This is a genomic window from Pseudomonas sp. MYb118, assembly GCF_040947875.1.
Taxonomy (GTDB): domain Bacteria; phylum Pseudomonadota; class Gammaproteobacteria; order Pseudomonadales; family Pseudomonadaceae; genus Aquipseudomonas.
In genome coordinates this window covers 741,007-754,687 of record NZ_JBFRXN010000003.1, presented here as the reverse complement: position 1 = coordinate 754,687, position 13,681 = coordinate 741,007, and the positions used below count along the sequence as shown (strand labels likewise).

Sequence of the window (13,681 nt, the reverse complement as noted above, 5' to 3'; positions counted from 1 at the left end):
GCCGGTGCACGCAGGGCCGTGCACCGCCACAGGAGCCCACCATGACCTTCAAGAGAACCATCCACGCCGTTGACACCCACGCCGGCACGCCCATGCGCGTGATCACTGGCGGCGTTCCGCACATTCCCGGCGACACCGTGCACGCCAAGATGAAATGGCTGGAAGAAAACGACGACCAGCTGCGCAAGCTGATGTTGCGCGAGCCGCGTGGCTACCCGGCGCACTGCTGCAACATCATCGTGCCGCCGTGCCATCCCGAGGCGGACGCCGGCTACATCATCATGGAGCAGATCGAGTACCCGGTGATGTCCGGCGGCAACACCATCTCGGTGGTCACCGTGCTGCTGGAAATGGGCCTGCTGCCGATGAAGGAACCGTTGACCGAACTGGTGCTGGAAGCGCCGGCCGGGCTGATTCGCATCAAGGCCGAGTGCAAGGACGGCAAGGTCAAGGGCGTGACCTTCCAGAACGTGCCGGCGTTCGCTGCGCACCTGGACGCGGTGATCGACGTGCCGCACTTGGGCAAGGTGCGGGTGGATGTCGGCTGGGGTGGCATGTTCTACGTGATCGCCGATGTCCGCCAGTTCAAGGGCCTTGAGCTGATTCCGCAACATGGTGCGGAGATTGCCCGGGTGTCGTCGATGATCCGTGAAGCTGCCATCGAACAACTGCCGGTCGCGCATCCTGATTATCCAGGGGTGGGCATTACCATTTCGCAGCTCTCCGGCCCCAGCGACGACCCCAACGCCGACTGGAAAAACGTGGTGACCATGGCTAGCGGCGAGTTCTCCTGGGACAACCCGGCCACCTGGACCGGCGCCCTCGACCGCTGCCCCTGCGGCACCGGCACCAGCGCCAAGATGGCCACCCTGCACGCCAAGGGCGAACTGCCACTGAACCAGGATTTCCGCCACCAGGGCATCATCGGCAACATCTACACCGGCCGCCTGATCAGCGAAACCAGCATCGGCCCACACAAGGCCGTGGTGCCCACCGTCACCGGCAGAAGTTGGATCTATGGTCTGAACACCTATGTGCTCGACCATGATGATCCGTTCACCGAGGGCTTCACCATTGGAGATATCTGGGCCTGAGCCTAGGTAAACCCAACCTTCCCCACTGTAGGAGCGAGCTTGCTCGCGATGGCGATGTGTCAGGCAAATGAACTGCGACTGACACTCCGCTATCGCGAGCAAGCTCGCTCCTACAGTGGTTTCAGGTGTACACCAAAATGTGATCGACTCAAAAACCTGTGGGAGCGGGCTTGCTCGCGATAGCAGTGTGTCAGGCAAATAAACCGTGACTGACACGCCCTCATCGCGAGCAAGCCCGCTCCCACAATGGTTCAGGGTGTACACAATAAATGCGATCGACTCAAAACCTGTAGGAGCGAGCTTGCTCGCGATGGCGGTCTGTCAGGCAAATTAACTGTGACTGACACACCCTCATCGCGAGCAAGCTCGCTCCTACAGGAGGGGAAGTCTCACTCACCGCCGAAATGCATAAATCCCGCCCAACACCACCAGCAGCGCGCCAATCACCAGCGATGTGGCCAATGTCTCGCCAAACCAGGTCACCCCAAACACCGAGGCGAACAGCAGCAGCGAATAGTTGAACGGTTGCAAGGTCACCGCCGCCGCGTACTTCAACGACTGCAACAGCAACAACTGGGCAATCACCCCGCTCACCGACAACACCAGCAACAGCCCCCATTCGGTCGAGGACGGTGTCACCCATTGCGGCGTCGCCACCACGGTCGAGGCCAGCGCGCCCCAGAACCCCATGTGCAGCATGTTGGTGCTGAAGCTGTCGACCGCGCTGATCTTGCGCGTCAGCACGCTGAAGAAGGCGAACATCACCGCGCCCAACAGCGGAATCAACGAAGTGACGCTGAACACGCCCATGCCCGGCTGGAGAATGATCAAAGTACCGGCAAAACCGATCAGCCCCGCCACACATTGCCGGGGGCTGACCTTTTCCCCCAGCAGCAACGCCGCCAACCCCATGGTCAGCAGCGGGAAGATCGCGTAGATCGCGTGGGTCTCGGCCAACCCCAGAAAGCGCAGCGCCAAACCAAAGACCATGATGTCGAACACCGCTATCAGCGACCGGCTCAATTGCAGCCACGGATGCCCACTCTTCACCGCACTGCGCAAGCCACCCTTCATGTGCACGAAACACAGGGCGAACAGCAGGAAGAACCAGTAGCGCACCATGATCAACTGCGACACCGGCAGGTCCTTGACCAGGATCTTGGTAATCCCGTCCTGGGCGGCAAACACGAACATCGACATCAGGCACAGGCCGATGCCCAACCGGGTGCTTTTCGAGCGCCCTGCTTCACTCAAGGGTTCTGCCACTGTGCTCATGATCGGTCGCGCGCTCCATCGGTTTGCAGCATCCGCCCTGGATGGGAGACGTGCACATTGTTGTTATTCAACAGGCCCGCAGGCAGAGCCTGCGGTATGATCTTAAGCAGCCTGGCGCAGCCACGCCAAACGCCGCGATTACCTAGGTAATCAGCATTTCCCTCACCTCTGAAACCGAGAAAGAGCAGCGCCCCATGATCGAAGAGGAATGCCTGAAACCCGAGTATCTTCTTCAGCATCTGCCGGTCTCGGTGGTCATCGCCCGCCATCGAATCATCGTCAACTGCAACGCCCGCGCCCTGACGATGTTCCGCGCCAGTGAGGAACAGATCATCGGCGCCTCATTCGCGCTGCTGTACCCCGAACAGAAAGACTTCGAATCCGCCGCCGAACACTTCGCCCCCCTGCTCTCGCGCCATGCCGAGTTCCACGACGACCGCATCATGCGCCGCCTGGATGGCACGCATTTCTGGGTGACCGTGCGCGGCTACGGCTTCAACGAAGACAATCCCTACGAACTGGCGGCCTGGGTCTTCACCGATGTCGCCGACCCGGCGTCAGCCGAGAAAGTCAGCCTAACCGCCCGCGAACGCGACGTCGCCGCCCTGCTGGTGGACGGCCTGACCAGCAAGGAAGCGGCAAAGAAACTCGGCATCAGCCCGCGCACCGTGGACATCCACCGCGCCAGCCTGCTGCGCAAGTACGCGGTGGGTTCTACCCCCGAGCTGATCCGGCGGATCGTCGCCTAGCCCGCCAGCCGTTCCAGCACGCATTGGCACACCGTCAGGTCCAGGTGCGCGCCGCCGGCATTCTTGTACAGGGTGATGTCCTGCGGCTGACGCCATGGCGCGCTGGCCTGGCAGATCTCGAACAGATCGGCTTCGATGCAGTCCTCGTCAATCAACCCAGCCTGCAACGGCACCTGCAAGTCCCCCGAGTTAAGCGCACCCTTGCGATCGTCGGTGAACAGTCGGGCGCGTGCCACCAAGTCCGCGTCGGCTTCCTGCATGTCCGGGCGAAAGCCGCCGACCAGGTCGATGTGGGTGCCGGCGCGCACGGACTGCCCCTTGATCAGTGCGACAGAAGACGCAGTGGCCGAGGCGATGATGTCGGCGCGGCCAACCGCTTGGTCCAGGTCACTGACCAGGCTGGCTTCGATGCCCCTTGCCTGAAGTTGCGCGGCGAAGGCTTCAACCTTGGCGGCCGTGCGATTCCACAACAACACCTGACGAATCCCCGGACGCACATGCAGGTACGCCTCGGTCAACGCCCGCGCCACCGGCCCGGCACCGAGCACCAGTAACACCTGGCTGTCCTCCCGGCTCAAATACGAGCCGGCCAGGGCCGAATCCCCGGCAGTTTTCCAGGCAGTGATCGCTGGACCATCGCAGATCGCCGCAATGGCCCGGGTGCGCTCGTCCACCACCAGGAACGCCGCGTCCTCGGCCGGCAATGGCGGCGTGGCCTGCAGGTTGCCAGGGCAGATCGAGGCGATCTTCACCCCGGCCCCGACACCCGGCAGGATCACGCCCCGACTGAACAGCCCGTACTCGCTGTCCCCCAGGAAAAAGTCATCAATCCGCGGCCGCGGCCCCAGGTGCGTGCGGCGCAAGGCGGCGAGCACCCCGGCCCAGTCCAGTACGGCGTTGATCTGCTGCGCAGAAACCATCTTCATCGGCGTTGTTCCATGTCTGTTCAGTCCTCCAGGAAGCTCTTTTCGAACGGGTAATGGGTCAGCACCTCGCAGCCGTCCTCGGTGACCAGCAACTGGTTCTCCAGCTTGATGCCGTCACGGCCGCCGACTTCGCCGATGTAGGCCTCGACGCACAGTGCCATGCCCGGTTCCAGCACGCCTTCGTAGCCGTAGGAATCGACGTCTTCCGGGTAGCGGATGCACGGGTATTCGTCGCACAGCCCAACGCCATGGAACATCACGCCATAACGCTGGGCGCGGCACGATTCCGGCAGGCGGTGGGCCAGGCGGGTCAGTTCGGTGAAACCCACACCCGGGCGCACCAGGTCGGTGTTGAAGCTGATGTGGTCATGGGCGATGCGGTACAGGCGTTTCTGCTCGGCGGTGGGTTCGCGGTCGCCGCAGATCCAGCTGCGCGACATGTCCACGCACATGCCGTAGACGCCGATCAGGTCAGTGTCGAAAGACAACAGGTCGCCGTCGCTGAGCACCCGCGGGCCGGATTCCTGGTACCAGGGGTTGGTACGCGGGCCGGAGCTCAAGATTCGGGTTTCGATCCACTCGCCACCGCGGCGGATGTTGCCGGCATGCAGCGCCGACCACACGTCGTTCTCGGTGGCGCCGGTGCGCATGGCCTGGCGCATCTCGCCAATCGAGGCTTCGCAGGAGGCCACGGCGCAGCGCATGGCGCGGATTTCGTCCGGGCCCTTGATCACTCGGGCGTGCTCCGTCACTTCCTGGCCACTGCTGACCTGCACGCCAAGGGCTTCCAGAGCGCGCAAACCGGCGACTTCGATGCGATCCACCGCCAGCCGGCGGTTGCTGCCGCCATGGACCCGCAACAGATCGTCGACCTGGGCGGCGAAACGCTTGGCGTGCTGCTCGGTGCGGTCGCCAGTCTCGAAATAGAAAAACGACGCGCCACTGCGCAGCTCAGTGATCAGCGGCAAGTGCGCGGATAGGTGATCGCAGCCATGGAAGTCCCACAGCGTCACATGCCCGTTGGCGGCGACGAAGCAGGCGCGTGCCGGGTTGTGGGTGGTCCACAGTTGCATATTGGTGGTGTCAGTGGCGTAGCGGATGTTCAGCGGATCGAACAGCAAAATGCCCGCCAGGTCGCGGGCTACCAGTTGTTCCTTGATCCGTTGCAGACGGAATTCGCGCATGCTTGCAAGGTTGGGCGGTTGCAGGCCCAGTTGCGCCCATTCGGCAAAGGCCAGGGGCGTCGGGCCGATCTCGGTACGGTCGTTGTCGTCCGGTGAGCCGTCGGCGCGTTGGCGGGCGGGGTCGATGCGACGGTTTTCTGCGGGAATCGAAAAAGGCGAACTCATCATGGCTAAGGCGTCATCCCTATAATTATGTGGCGGCCCCGATCACGACAATCGGGGCCTGGCCATCAAATCAATTGCTTGCTTGAGTGGCCTGGGAGCCGGTTTCCCGCGCCGCTTTCACCCAACCGTCGAACTGCTCCTGATGGGCAGCGATCCATTCCTTGGCATGGCGCTGAATGTCCGCCATGGATTTTTCGCCCTGTTGCATCTTCAGGTTCTCGGCACTCTCGTCGGCAGCCGGGATCTGCATCAGCGACAGGAACTTCACCGCCGCCGGGTTCTTCTCGGCGAACTTGCGATTGACCAGGGCCTGGACCTTGTCCAGGGCGAAGCCGAGGTTTTTCCCCTCGTAGATCGTGTCGAGGCTGTTGTCGCCACCCGGCAGGTCAGTCTTGGGCACTTGCAGCCAGACCACGTCACGCCCTTCGACCATCACGCCGGCCACCCACTGCGGAATCCAGGTGTAATAGAACACCGGTTTGCCTTCCTTGAAGCGGGTGATGGTGTCGGCCATCAGGGCGAAGTAAGAACCCTGGTTCACGTGGATGGATTTTTCCAGGTCGTAGGCTTTCATCTGGTGCGCGATCACCAGTTCACAGCCCCAGCCCGGATTGCAGCCGGTCATGTCGGCCTTGCCATCGCCATCGGTGTCGAACAGCTTGGCGATTTCCGGTTTCTTCAGGTCGGTGATGTACTTGATGTTGTATTGGTCGGCGGTTTTCTTGTCGATCAGATAACCCTGCAACACGCCGGGCAGCACGTTGCCGACCTTGATCATGTTGTCGTCGCCACCGGCCTTGTCGTAGAACGCCGCATGCAGTTTGTCCCAGGCGTTGACGGTGAAATCGGCGTCGCCGAAACCGACCGCCAGGACCATGGTGGCGTACTCTGTCTCCTTGGGCTTCTGGACTTTGTAGCCCAGCTCGCGCAGGCCGGCCAGGGCCACTTCGCCACGGAAGCGCTCTTCATCGACGGTCGGGAATGCCGGGGTGATCGTCACCCCCTCCCCCGGTTTGTCCACCGAGGCGCTGGCGCCCAGGCAGACCACGCTGAACGCCACGGCAGAGGCGCATTGCAGGACACGGCGGGTGAATGTGGACTCGTACATCTTCGCTTACCTTTTGTGATTGTTGTGTGGATTGCGGCAGATAGAACGGTGAATCTCAGGCGGTTTCGCGCCGTCCTGCGGGTTGCCCGGCCCCGACCAGGCGCAGCAGCACGCCCACGGGACCGGTGTGGTACCAGCGTTTGCTCGGGTCGGCATTGGTGCGGGCGCCCATCGCCTGGGTCAGGCGGTCGAGGAAGATCGCCAGGAGCACCAGGCCGATGCCGCCGACGGTGGCCAGGCCCATGTCGAGGCGGCCGATGCCGCGCAAGACCATCTGGCCCAGACCTCCCACGGAGATCATCGAGGCGATCACCACCATCGACAGCGACAGCATCAGGGTCTGGTTGAGGCCGGCCATGATGGTCGAGGTGGCCAGCGGCAGCTGCACGCGGGTCAGCATCTGCCGTGGCGTGCAGCCGAAGGCGCGGGCGGCTTCGATCTTGTCTTCGGGCACCTGGCGGATACCGAGATTGGTCAGGCGCACCAGTGGCGGCAGCGCAAACACAATGGTCACCAGCACGCCGGGGACGTTGCCAATACCGAACAGCATCACCACCGGCACCAGATAGACGAATGCCGGCAGGGTTTGCATGGCGTCGAGGATCGGTCGGATGACTTTTTCCAGGCGGTCACTGCGGGCGCAGACGATGCCCAAGGGAATACCGATCAGCGCGCAGAAGAACACCGAGGTCAGCACCAGCGCCAGGGTGGTCATGGATTCCGACCACACGCCGATCAAACCCAGCAGCGTCAGCGTGACAAAACACAGCGCGGCCATGCGCTTCCCCGCCAGTTGCCAACCGAGCAGCGACGACAGGATGATGCCGATGCTTGGCGGGATACTCTGCAAGGTGTACTCGATGCCGTTGAGCACCTGGTCGATCGGCCAGCGTATGGCGCGGAACACTTCACGAAAGTTCTGCACCATGTAATTCAGAACACTTTCCACCCAGTCACCCAGCGGAATGGTGAGGGTCTGGAAGGGATCGAGAAAGCTGAAATCGGACATTCTGGCTTGCCTCTTTTCAGTGATGGGTGTGGGCGAGTTCAAGCTCTTTGCGGCAGACCCGGCAGACCGTCGATGGGTCCAGCGCGGGCGCATCACCGGTCTTGAGCACGCGGGACACATCAAAGCCTTTGAAGAACGCGCGCACATAGTCGTTGGCCGGCTGTTCGATCAGTTCCAACGGCGTGCCGATCTGCACCACGCGGCCGCCCTCCATGATCGCGATGCGATGGCCGATGCGAACGGCTTCCTCGATGTCGTGGGAAATGAAGATGATGGTGCGTTGCTGCTCGGCTTGCAGGCGGATCAGTTCGCCCTGCATTTCGCTGCGGATCAGCGGGTCCAGCGCCGAGAAGGCTTCGTCCATCAGCAGGATGGTCGGGTCGTTGGCCAGCGCACGGGCCAAGCCGACACGCTGCTGCATGCCGCCGGAGAGTTGGTGCGGGTAGCTGAATTCCTGGCCGGCCAGGCCCACTTGCGCCAGGGCTTCCCTGGCCCGGCAGTGGCGTTCGCTTTCGCTGACGCCGGAGATCTCCAGGCCGAACGCGGTGTTTTCCAGCACGCTCATGTGCGGCATCAGGGCAAAGGACTGGAACACCATGCCCATTTCCTTGCGGCGCACGTCCAGCAACGCCTTGTCGGAGAGGCCGGTGATCTCCTTGCCGTTGAGGTGGATGCTGCCACTGGTGGGTTCGATCAGGCGGTTGAACAACCGCACCATGGTCGATTTGCCGGAACCGGACAGGCCCATGATCACGAAGATCTCGCCGCGCTTGACCGAGAAACTGGCATCGAACACACCGACCACATGCCCGGTCTTCTTGAAGATCTCGTTCTTGTCGGCACCTTCGTTCAGCATCTTCATGGCCAGGTCCGGGCGGGGCCCGAATACCTTGAAAATGTTCCTTACCGAGAGAATTTCATCGGTCTGGTTCATACGACCCTCTTTTTATATTTATTGATCGAACGTGTTGAACTCTATCCCGGTGGCTCCCCCCTGAATTGTATGAACCGGTCAATTTGTATTATCCCGGACACCGAAATCGGCTGGCGGCGACACGGCGTTCGATGACTGGTCCTTCCCGTTATATGCAGCGCTTGGGGGGCAATGCAAAAGTACCGACCGTTTGCCCGATTGCCCCCACAACAAGGAAAAACCATGAGCCAAGTCCTCACCGTCGTTCGCAACGCCGCCGCCTCTGCGCTGGGCGAACACTCGCCGGCACGCCTGCCGATTGGCGAACCGATTGCCGTGGCCGCCACCGGCCAGGCCCAGACCGATGACGCCGTGGGCGCCAGCATCGGCGTCTGGGAAAGCAGCCCGGGGGTGTTCCGGCGCCACCTGAAGAACCGTGAGTTCAGCCACATCGTCAGCGGCTGGTGCACCTTCACCCCCGACGGTGGCGAGCCGGTGGAGCTGCGCGCCGGTGACGCGGTGCTGTTCCCGGAGAACTGCGAGGGCGTGTGGGACATCCGCGAAACCCTGCGCAAAACCTACGTGCTGTTCTGAGGAGTCTTCGATGATCGAACGAATCAATCCAGGCCCACGGGCCAGCCAGATGGTGCTGGTGGACGGTCGCATCGAAACCAGCGGCATCGTCGCCCTGCAACCGGGCGACATCGCCGCGCAGACCCGTTGCGTATTGGCGCAGCTGGAACAGTGGCTTGAGCAGGTCGGTGCGGGCAAGGCCAACCTCACCCGCATGCAGATCTGGCTGGCGGACATGGCCGAGTTTGCCGCGATGAATGAAGTGTACGACGCCTGGGTCGGCGCCCAGCCGCCGGTACGCGCGTGTGTCGGCGCGGCGCTGGCAGCACCGGAGTACCGAATCGAGATCCAGGCGTTCGGACAGCTCTAAGCGGCCTCACACAAAATCTCTGTATGCCCCCCCCTGTGGGAGCGAGCCTGCTCGCGATGGTCTTCAACGATGACGCGGTGAGCCTGTTGCACCCCGGCGTCTGCGAGTTCATCGCGAGCAGGCTCGCTCCCACAGGGGGATTGTGTGCATCCAGGACCAACCTGAATTATCTGCCCCCCCACGCAACATCCTCATATCAATTGTCCCCCGCATCATAGTGTGCCCCTTCCCCCGCTGCGCATCATGTACTCACAAAACAACATCGGCTGAAGGCACCCCCTTATGTACCGTGGATTCTGGTATGCCCAGGCGCTTGACCTGGATAACGATCTGGCCCCTGCCCTGCAGGAATCGATTCAAGCTGACGTGTGCATCGTCGGCGGCGGCTATCTCGGCCTGTGGTCGGCCATCCGCCTGAAGCAGGCCAACCCGGAAAAGAACATCGTCATCGTCGAGCGCGACCGCTGCGGTGCGGGCGCCAGCGGCCGTAACGGCGGCGTGGCGACCAACTGGTGGGGCAAGTACCTGTCGCTGCGCACCATCTGCGGCGACGTCGAGGCCCGGCGCATCTGCGAGGCCGCCGAGTCGGCCATCGACGAGATCGGCAGCTTCTGCGAAGAACACGGCATCGACGCCCAGTACCGCAAGCACGGCTGGCTGTGGACCGCGACCAACCCGCGGCAGATGAACTCCTGGCGCGTGCTGACCGACGGTTTGCAGAACCTGGGCGTCAACCCGTTCCAGGAAATGGACCGCCAGACCATCCAGGGCCGTGTCGGCTCGCCGCTGGTGCTGGGTGGCATCTACGACCCCAACGCCGCCACCGTACAACCGGCCATGCTCGCCCGTGGCCTGCGTCGCGTGGCGCTGAAGCTGGGCGTGAAGATTTATGAAAAGAGCCCGTTGACCCGCCTCGAACAAGGCAAGAACCCGGTGGTGCACACCGAGCGCGGCGCCGTGCGAGCCGACCGTGTGGTGCTGGCGATGAACGCCTGGGGCGCGCGCTTCCCCGAGCTGCGGCGGATGATCGCAATCATGTCCAGCGACATGGTCGCCACCGCACCGGTCAAGGCCCGGCTGGACGCCATCGGCTTCAGCGGCGGCGAATGCATGACCGACTCGCGCACCGTGCTCAACTACTGGCGCAACACCCCTGACGGCCGCGTGGTGTTCGGCAAGCCGCTGGGCCAGTTCGCCTTTGCCGGACGCATCGGCAACCTGTACGAGAAACCGTCGCCGGCGGCGGACAAGGTCGCCGCTGAACTGCGTCGCCTGTACCCGCAACTGTCCAGCGTGCCGATCGTCAGCAGTTGGACCGGGCCGATCGACCGCGCCATGAAAGGCCTGCCGAACTTCGGCTACCTCGATCATCACCAGAACATCGCCTACGGCATCGGTTTCTCCGGTAACGGCGTGGCCACCACCGTGTTCGCCAGCCGCATCATCAAGTCGCTGGTCGAGCACGCCAATGACGAGTGGGCCAACTGCGGCCTGGTCAACCAGCGCATGAAACTGCTGCCGCCAGAACCGTTCCGCTTCTTTGGTGCACACATGGTGCGTGACGCCCTGGTGCGCAAGGAATCGTTAGAAGATCACGATCAGGATGCGGGTTTTGTCACCCGTCAGCTGGTTGCCATGGCCCCGGCCGGCTACGTGCCGGCGCAGAAGAAATAAGGATTTGATCGTGAGCGAACAGATCGTTTTTCTCGACGACGATGGCTTGGCGCCGTCGACCCGTCTCAAGAGCCCGAGCTTCAAGCACAGCTGGAAGCAATTCGCCTACACCCGCCCGGAACAGGTGCTTGAGCATCTGCAGGACGCGACGATTGCCCTGACCTGCAGCGTGCCGCTGCGCGAAGAGCACCTGCGTCAGTTGCCCAAGCTGAAGATGATTTCGCTGGCCCTGACCGGGCGCGACATCGTCGACGTCGACTACTGCGATGCCCATGGCATCCAGGTGTCGAGCGTGCCGGGCTACGCCGCCAATACCGTGGCCGAGCACAGCCTGGCGATGATCCTGGAACTGTTCCGCCGCCCTGCGGCGTTCACCCGGCTGATGCGTCAGGTGCATGCTGGCGAGGCGGCGTACCAGAACATCTACTTCAACCACCGTATCCGCGATGTGCGCGACAAGCACCTGGCGATCATCGGCAGCGGCCCGATCGCCATGCGCCTGGCGCACCTGGCGCGGGCGTTCGGCATGCAGGTGTTGTTCGAGGACCGCGGCGGCAAGCGCACCGGGCCGGATTGCCGGCCGCTGGCCGAGCTGCTGAAGAACTGTGACGTGTTGTCGATCAACTGCCCGCTGACACCCGAGACCTACAACCTGATCGACGCCGAGCAGTTGGCCTTGATGAAACACGATGCGGTGGTGGTCAACACCGGGCGTGGTGGCGTGGTCAACGAAGCAGCGCTGATCGCCGCGCTGGAAAACGGCCGGTTGGGTGGCGTGGCGCTGGATGTGGTGGAACACGAACCGCTGCACCCGAGCAATCCGCTGTTCAGCCTGATCGAGCGCGACGACTTCCTGCTCAACCCGCACATCGCCTGGAGCAGCGAAGACGCCATGCAACAATTGATGGACAGCGCGGTGGACAACATCAGTGAGTTCGTTGCCCGGCAGCAGGTGACCAGAAGGATCCGTAGCGCCTAGCGTTAACGGGATCCCTTTGTGGGAGCGAGCCTGCTCTCGATGGAAGACCAGGCACCGCGGGCATCCAGACAACCCGCGTCATCGTTAACGACCATCGCGAGCAGGCTCGCTCCCACAGACACAGCCTAACCCTGTAGGAGCGAGCTTGCTCGCGATGGAAGTCCAGACACCGCGGGCGTCCAGATAGCCCGCGTCATCGTTGGCGACCATCGCGAGTAAACTCGCTCCTACAGGGTTTTGTGTACACCGCAAATCCCTTTGTGGGAGCGGGCTTGCCCGCGAAGAGGCCGGTACATTCAACATCAATGTTGCCTGTGCTGACGCCTTCGCGAGCAAGCCCGCTCCCACAGGAGAACATGCCCAACAGAGAATTCTCTGTATGCCGCAAATCCCCTTGTGGGAGCGAGCCTGCTCGCGATGGAAGACCAGACACCGCGGGCATCCAGACAACCCGCGTCATCGTTAACGACCATCGCGAGCAGGCTCGCTCCCACAGACACCGCCTAACCCTGTAGGAGCGAGTTTACTCGCGATGGTAGACCAGGCACCGCAGGCATCCAGACAACCCGCGTCATCGTTGACGAAGAAGTGGTGATGATCCAGCGTTATCAGTCCAGCTCCTGGCCAAAATCAGGCCCGAATTCCCCCAGCAACCACTCATGCAGCCGCCGGCACCCGGCGTCGTGCTGTTTGTCTTCGTTGAAGCTCAGGTAGTGCTTGGAATCCTGCAGCACCATCGACTGTTTCACCGGCCTAACCAGCACCCCCGTCTTGACCAGATGCCCGACCAGATGATTCCAGCCCAGCACCACGCCCTGGTGGTTGAGGGCCAGCTGGATCAGCATGTTGTAGTCGTTGGCATTGAAAAACGGCGGGCTGTCCGCCGGGCGGGCCTTGAGGTCGATGTCGTGGTAGGCGAGCCACACCATCCAGTCGACGTGCTCGGCCACCTGTGAGCGACCGAACGGGCTCAGGTTGAGCAAGGCGCCGTCGCGCAGGTCGTGCACCGTGCGCAGCTCGGGATGGCGCTCCAGGTACAGCGGCGTGCACACCGGGTAGATCTGGTCGTGCATCAGCGCCTGGCTGTGGTAGCCGTCGTGGCTTTTGACCAGTTTGCAGATGATCAGGTCCGGATGCACGCCGTTTTCCATGGTCAGGAAGTTCTGCGTGACCACCAGATTCAGGTCGATCTCTGGATGCGCCTCGAAAAAGCTCGGCAGCCTGGGCAACAACAGCAGGTTGGCGAACGCCTGCGAACAGCACAACGTCACCACGTGCTTGGAGTTGCTGTTGCTGCTGATGCGCTCGGCCGCCTGGGCGATGTTGGTGAAGGATAACTGCACCGCATCATAGAAAATCGAACCCGCCGACGTCAGCTCGACCGCCCGCCCGGCGCGGTTGAACAGCTCGGCACCGAGGTGATCCTCCAGCTCGCGGATCTGCCGGCTGATGGCGGCCTGGGTCACGCACAGGGCCTCGGCGGCACGGGTGAAATTCTGGTAGCGCGCCGCGGCCACAAAGGCTTTGACGGCCCGCAGCGAGGGCATCTTGATCAGCGTCTGATCGGGTTCAGTATGTTTAACCATAACACCAGGTAATCAATAGACCGCAAAAAATGTCGATTTCTGGCCGGCGGGCCCGGCTCTAGACTGTCTGCAAGCC

13 protein-coding genes are annotated in these 13,681 nt (G+C 62.5%); 6 read left to right on the top strand and 7 right to left on the bottom strand.

From position 1 onward, the window contains the following. The first annotated feature begins 41 nt into the window (after nucleotides 1–41). Entirely contained in the window at nucleotides 42–1,094 is a 1,053-nt protein-coding gene (locus ABVN20_RS24815; protein WP_368558394.1) for a proline racemase family protein, read from the top strand. Nucleotides 1,095–1,487: 393 nt separating this feature from the next. On the opposite strand, the gene ABVN20_RS24810 is transcribed toward ABVN20_RS24815, so the two are convergent. Continuing rightward, a complete protein-coding gene (locus ABVN20_RS24810; protein WP_368558393.1) occupies nucleotides 1,488–2,369 on the bottom strand; it encodes a DMT family transporter in 882 nt (293 codons plus the stop codon). 194 nt (nucleotides 2,370–2,563) lie between these two features. Between ABVN20_RS24810 and ABVN20_RS24805 the strand changes: the two genes are divergently transcribed. Further along, complete coding sequence (locus ABVN20_RS24805) at nucleotides 2,564–3,118, top strand: LuxR C-terminal-related transcriptional regulator (protein ID WP_368558392.1); 555 nt, start codon at nucleotides 2,564–2,566, stop codon at nucleotides 3,116–3,118. Here the strand turns inward: ABVN20_RS24805 and ABVN20_RS24800 are convergent. The 5 genes from ABVN20_RS24800 to ABVN20_RS24780 form a co-directional block, all read right to left on the bottom strand. Further along, nucleotides 3,115–4,044 carry an ornithine cyclodeaminase family protein gene (locus ABVN20_RS24800; RefSeq protein WP_368558391.1) on the bottom strand — a complete coding sequence of 310 codons (930 nt, stop codon included), beginning with the start codon at nucleotides 4,042–4,044 and terminating at the stop codon, nucleotides 3,115–3,117. The genes ABVN20_RS24805 and ABVN20_RS24800 overlap by 4 nt on opposite strands. A 20-nt stretch (nucleotides 4,045–4,064) precedes the next feature. Continuing rightward, entirely contained in the window at nucleotides 4,065–5,393 is a 1,329-nt protein-coding gene (gene dddP, locus ABVN20_RS24795; RefSeq protein WP_368558390.1) for a dimethylsulfonioproprionate lyase DddP, read from the bottom strand. 70 nt (nucleotides 5,394–5,463) lie between these two features. After that, nucleotides 5,464–6,501 (bottom strand): glycine betaine/L-proline ABC transporter substrate-binding protein ProX, encoded by a 1,038-nt coding sequence (gene proX, locus ABVN20_RS24790; protein WP_368558389.1) that lies wholly within the window; start codon nucleotides 6,499–6,501, stop codon nucleotides 5,464–5,466. A 55-nt stretch (nucleotides 6,502–6,556) separates the two neighbouring features. After that, entirely contained in the window at nucleotides 6,557–7,510 is a 954-nt protein-coding gene (proW, locus tag ABVN20_RS24785; RefSeq protein WP_368558388.1) for a glycine betaine/L-proline ABC transporter permease ProW, read from the bottom strand. A gap of 16 nt (nucleotides 7,511–7,526) precedes the next feature. Then, nucleotides 7,527–8,444, bottom strand: a complete 918-nt coding sequence (locus ABVN20_RS24780) for a glycine betaine/L-proline ABC transporter ATP-binding protein (protein ID WP_368558387.1) — start codon at nucleotides 8,442–8,444, stop codon at nucleotides 7,527–7,529. Between the two features lie 222 nt (nucleotides 8,445–8,666). Here ABVN20_RS24780 and ABVN20_RS24775 point away from each other — a divergent pair, with 222 nt between their 5' ends. The 4 genes from ABVN20_RS24775 (at nucleotide 8,667) to ABVN20_RS24760 (ending at nucleotide 12,019) form a co-directional block, all read left to right on the top strand. Continuing rightward, nucleotides 8,667–9,017, top strand: coding sequence for a cupin domain-containing protein (locus tag ABVN20_RS24775; RefSeq protein WP_368558386.1), 351 nt, complete (start codon nucleotides 8,667–8,669; stop codon nucleotides 9,015–9,017). A 10-nt stretch (nucleotides 9,018–9,027) separates the two neighbouring features. After that, a complete protein-coding gene (locus ABVN20_RS24770; protein WP_368558385.1) occupies nucleotides 9,028–9,366 on the top strand; it encodes a RidA family protein in 339 nt (112 codons plus the stop codon). Between the two features lie 282 nt (nucleotides 9,367–9,648). Continuing rightward, the gene (locus tag ABVN20_RS24765) at nucleotides 9,649–11,040 is read left to right on the top strand and encodes an NAD(P)/FAD-dependent oxidoreductase (protein WP_368558384.1); all 1,392 of its coding nucleotides are present in this window, start codon (nucleotides 9,649–9,651) and stop codon (nucleotides 11,038–11,040) included. Between the two features lie 10 nt (nucleotides 11,041–11,050). After that, nucleotides 11,051–12,019, top strand: coding sequence for an NAD(P)-dependent oxidoreductase (locus ABVN20_RS24760; RefSeq protein ID WP_368558383.1), 969 nt, complete (start codon nucleotides 11,051–11,053; stop codon nucleotides 12,017–12,019). Between the two features lie 608 nt (nucleotides 12,020–12,627). Here ABVN20_RS24760 and ABVN20_RS24755 read toward each other — a convergent pair. Beyond that, nucleotides 12,628–13,605 carry a LysR family transcriptional regulator gene (locus tag ABVN20_RS24755; protein WP_368558382.1) on the bottom strand — a complete coding sequence of 326 codons (978 nt, stop codon included), beginning with the start codon at nucleotides 13,603–13,605 and terminating at the stop codon, nucleotides 12,628–12,630. Nucleotides 13,606–13,681 lie beyond the last annotated feature (76 nt).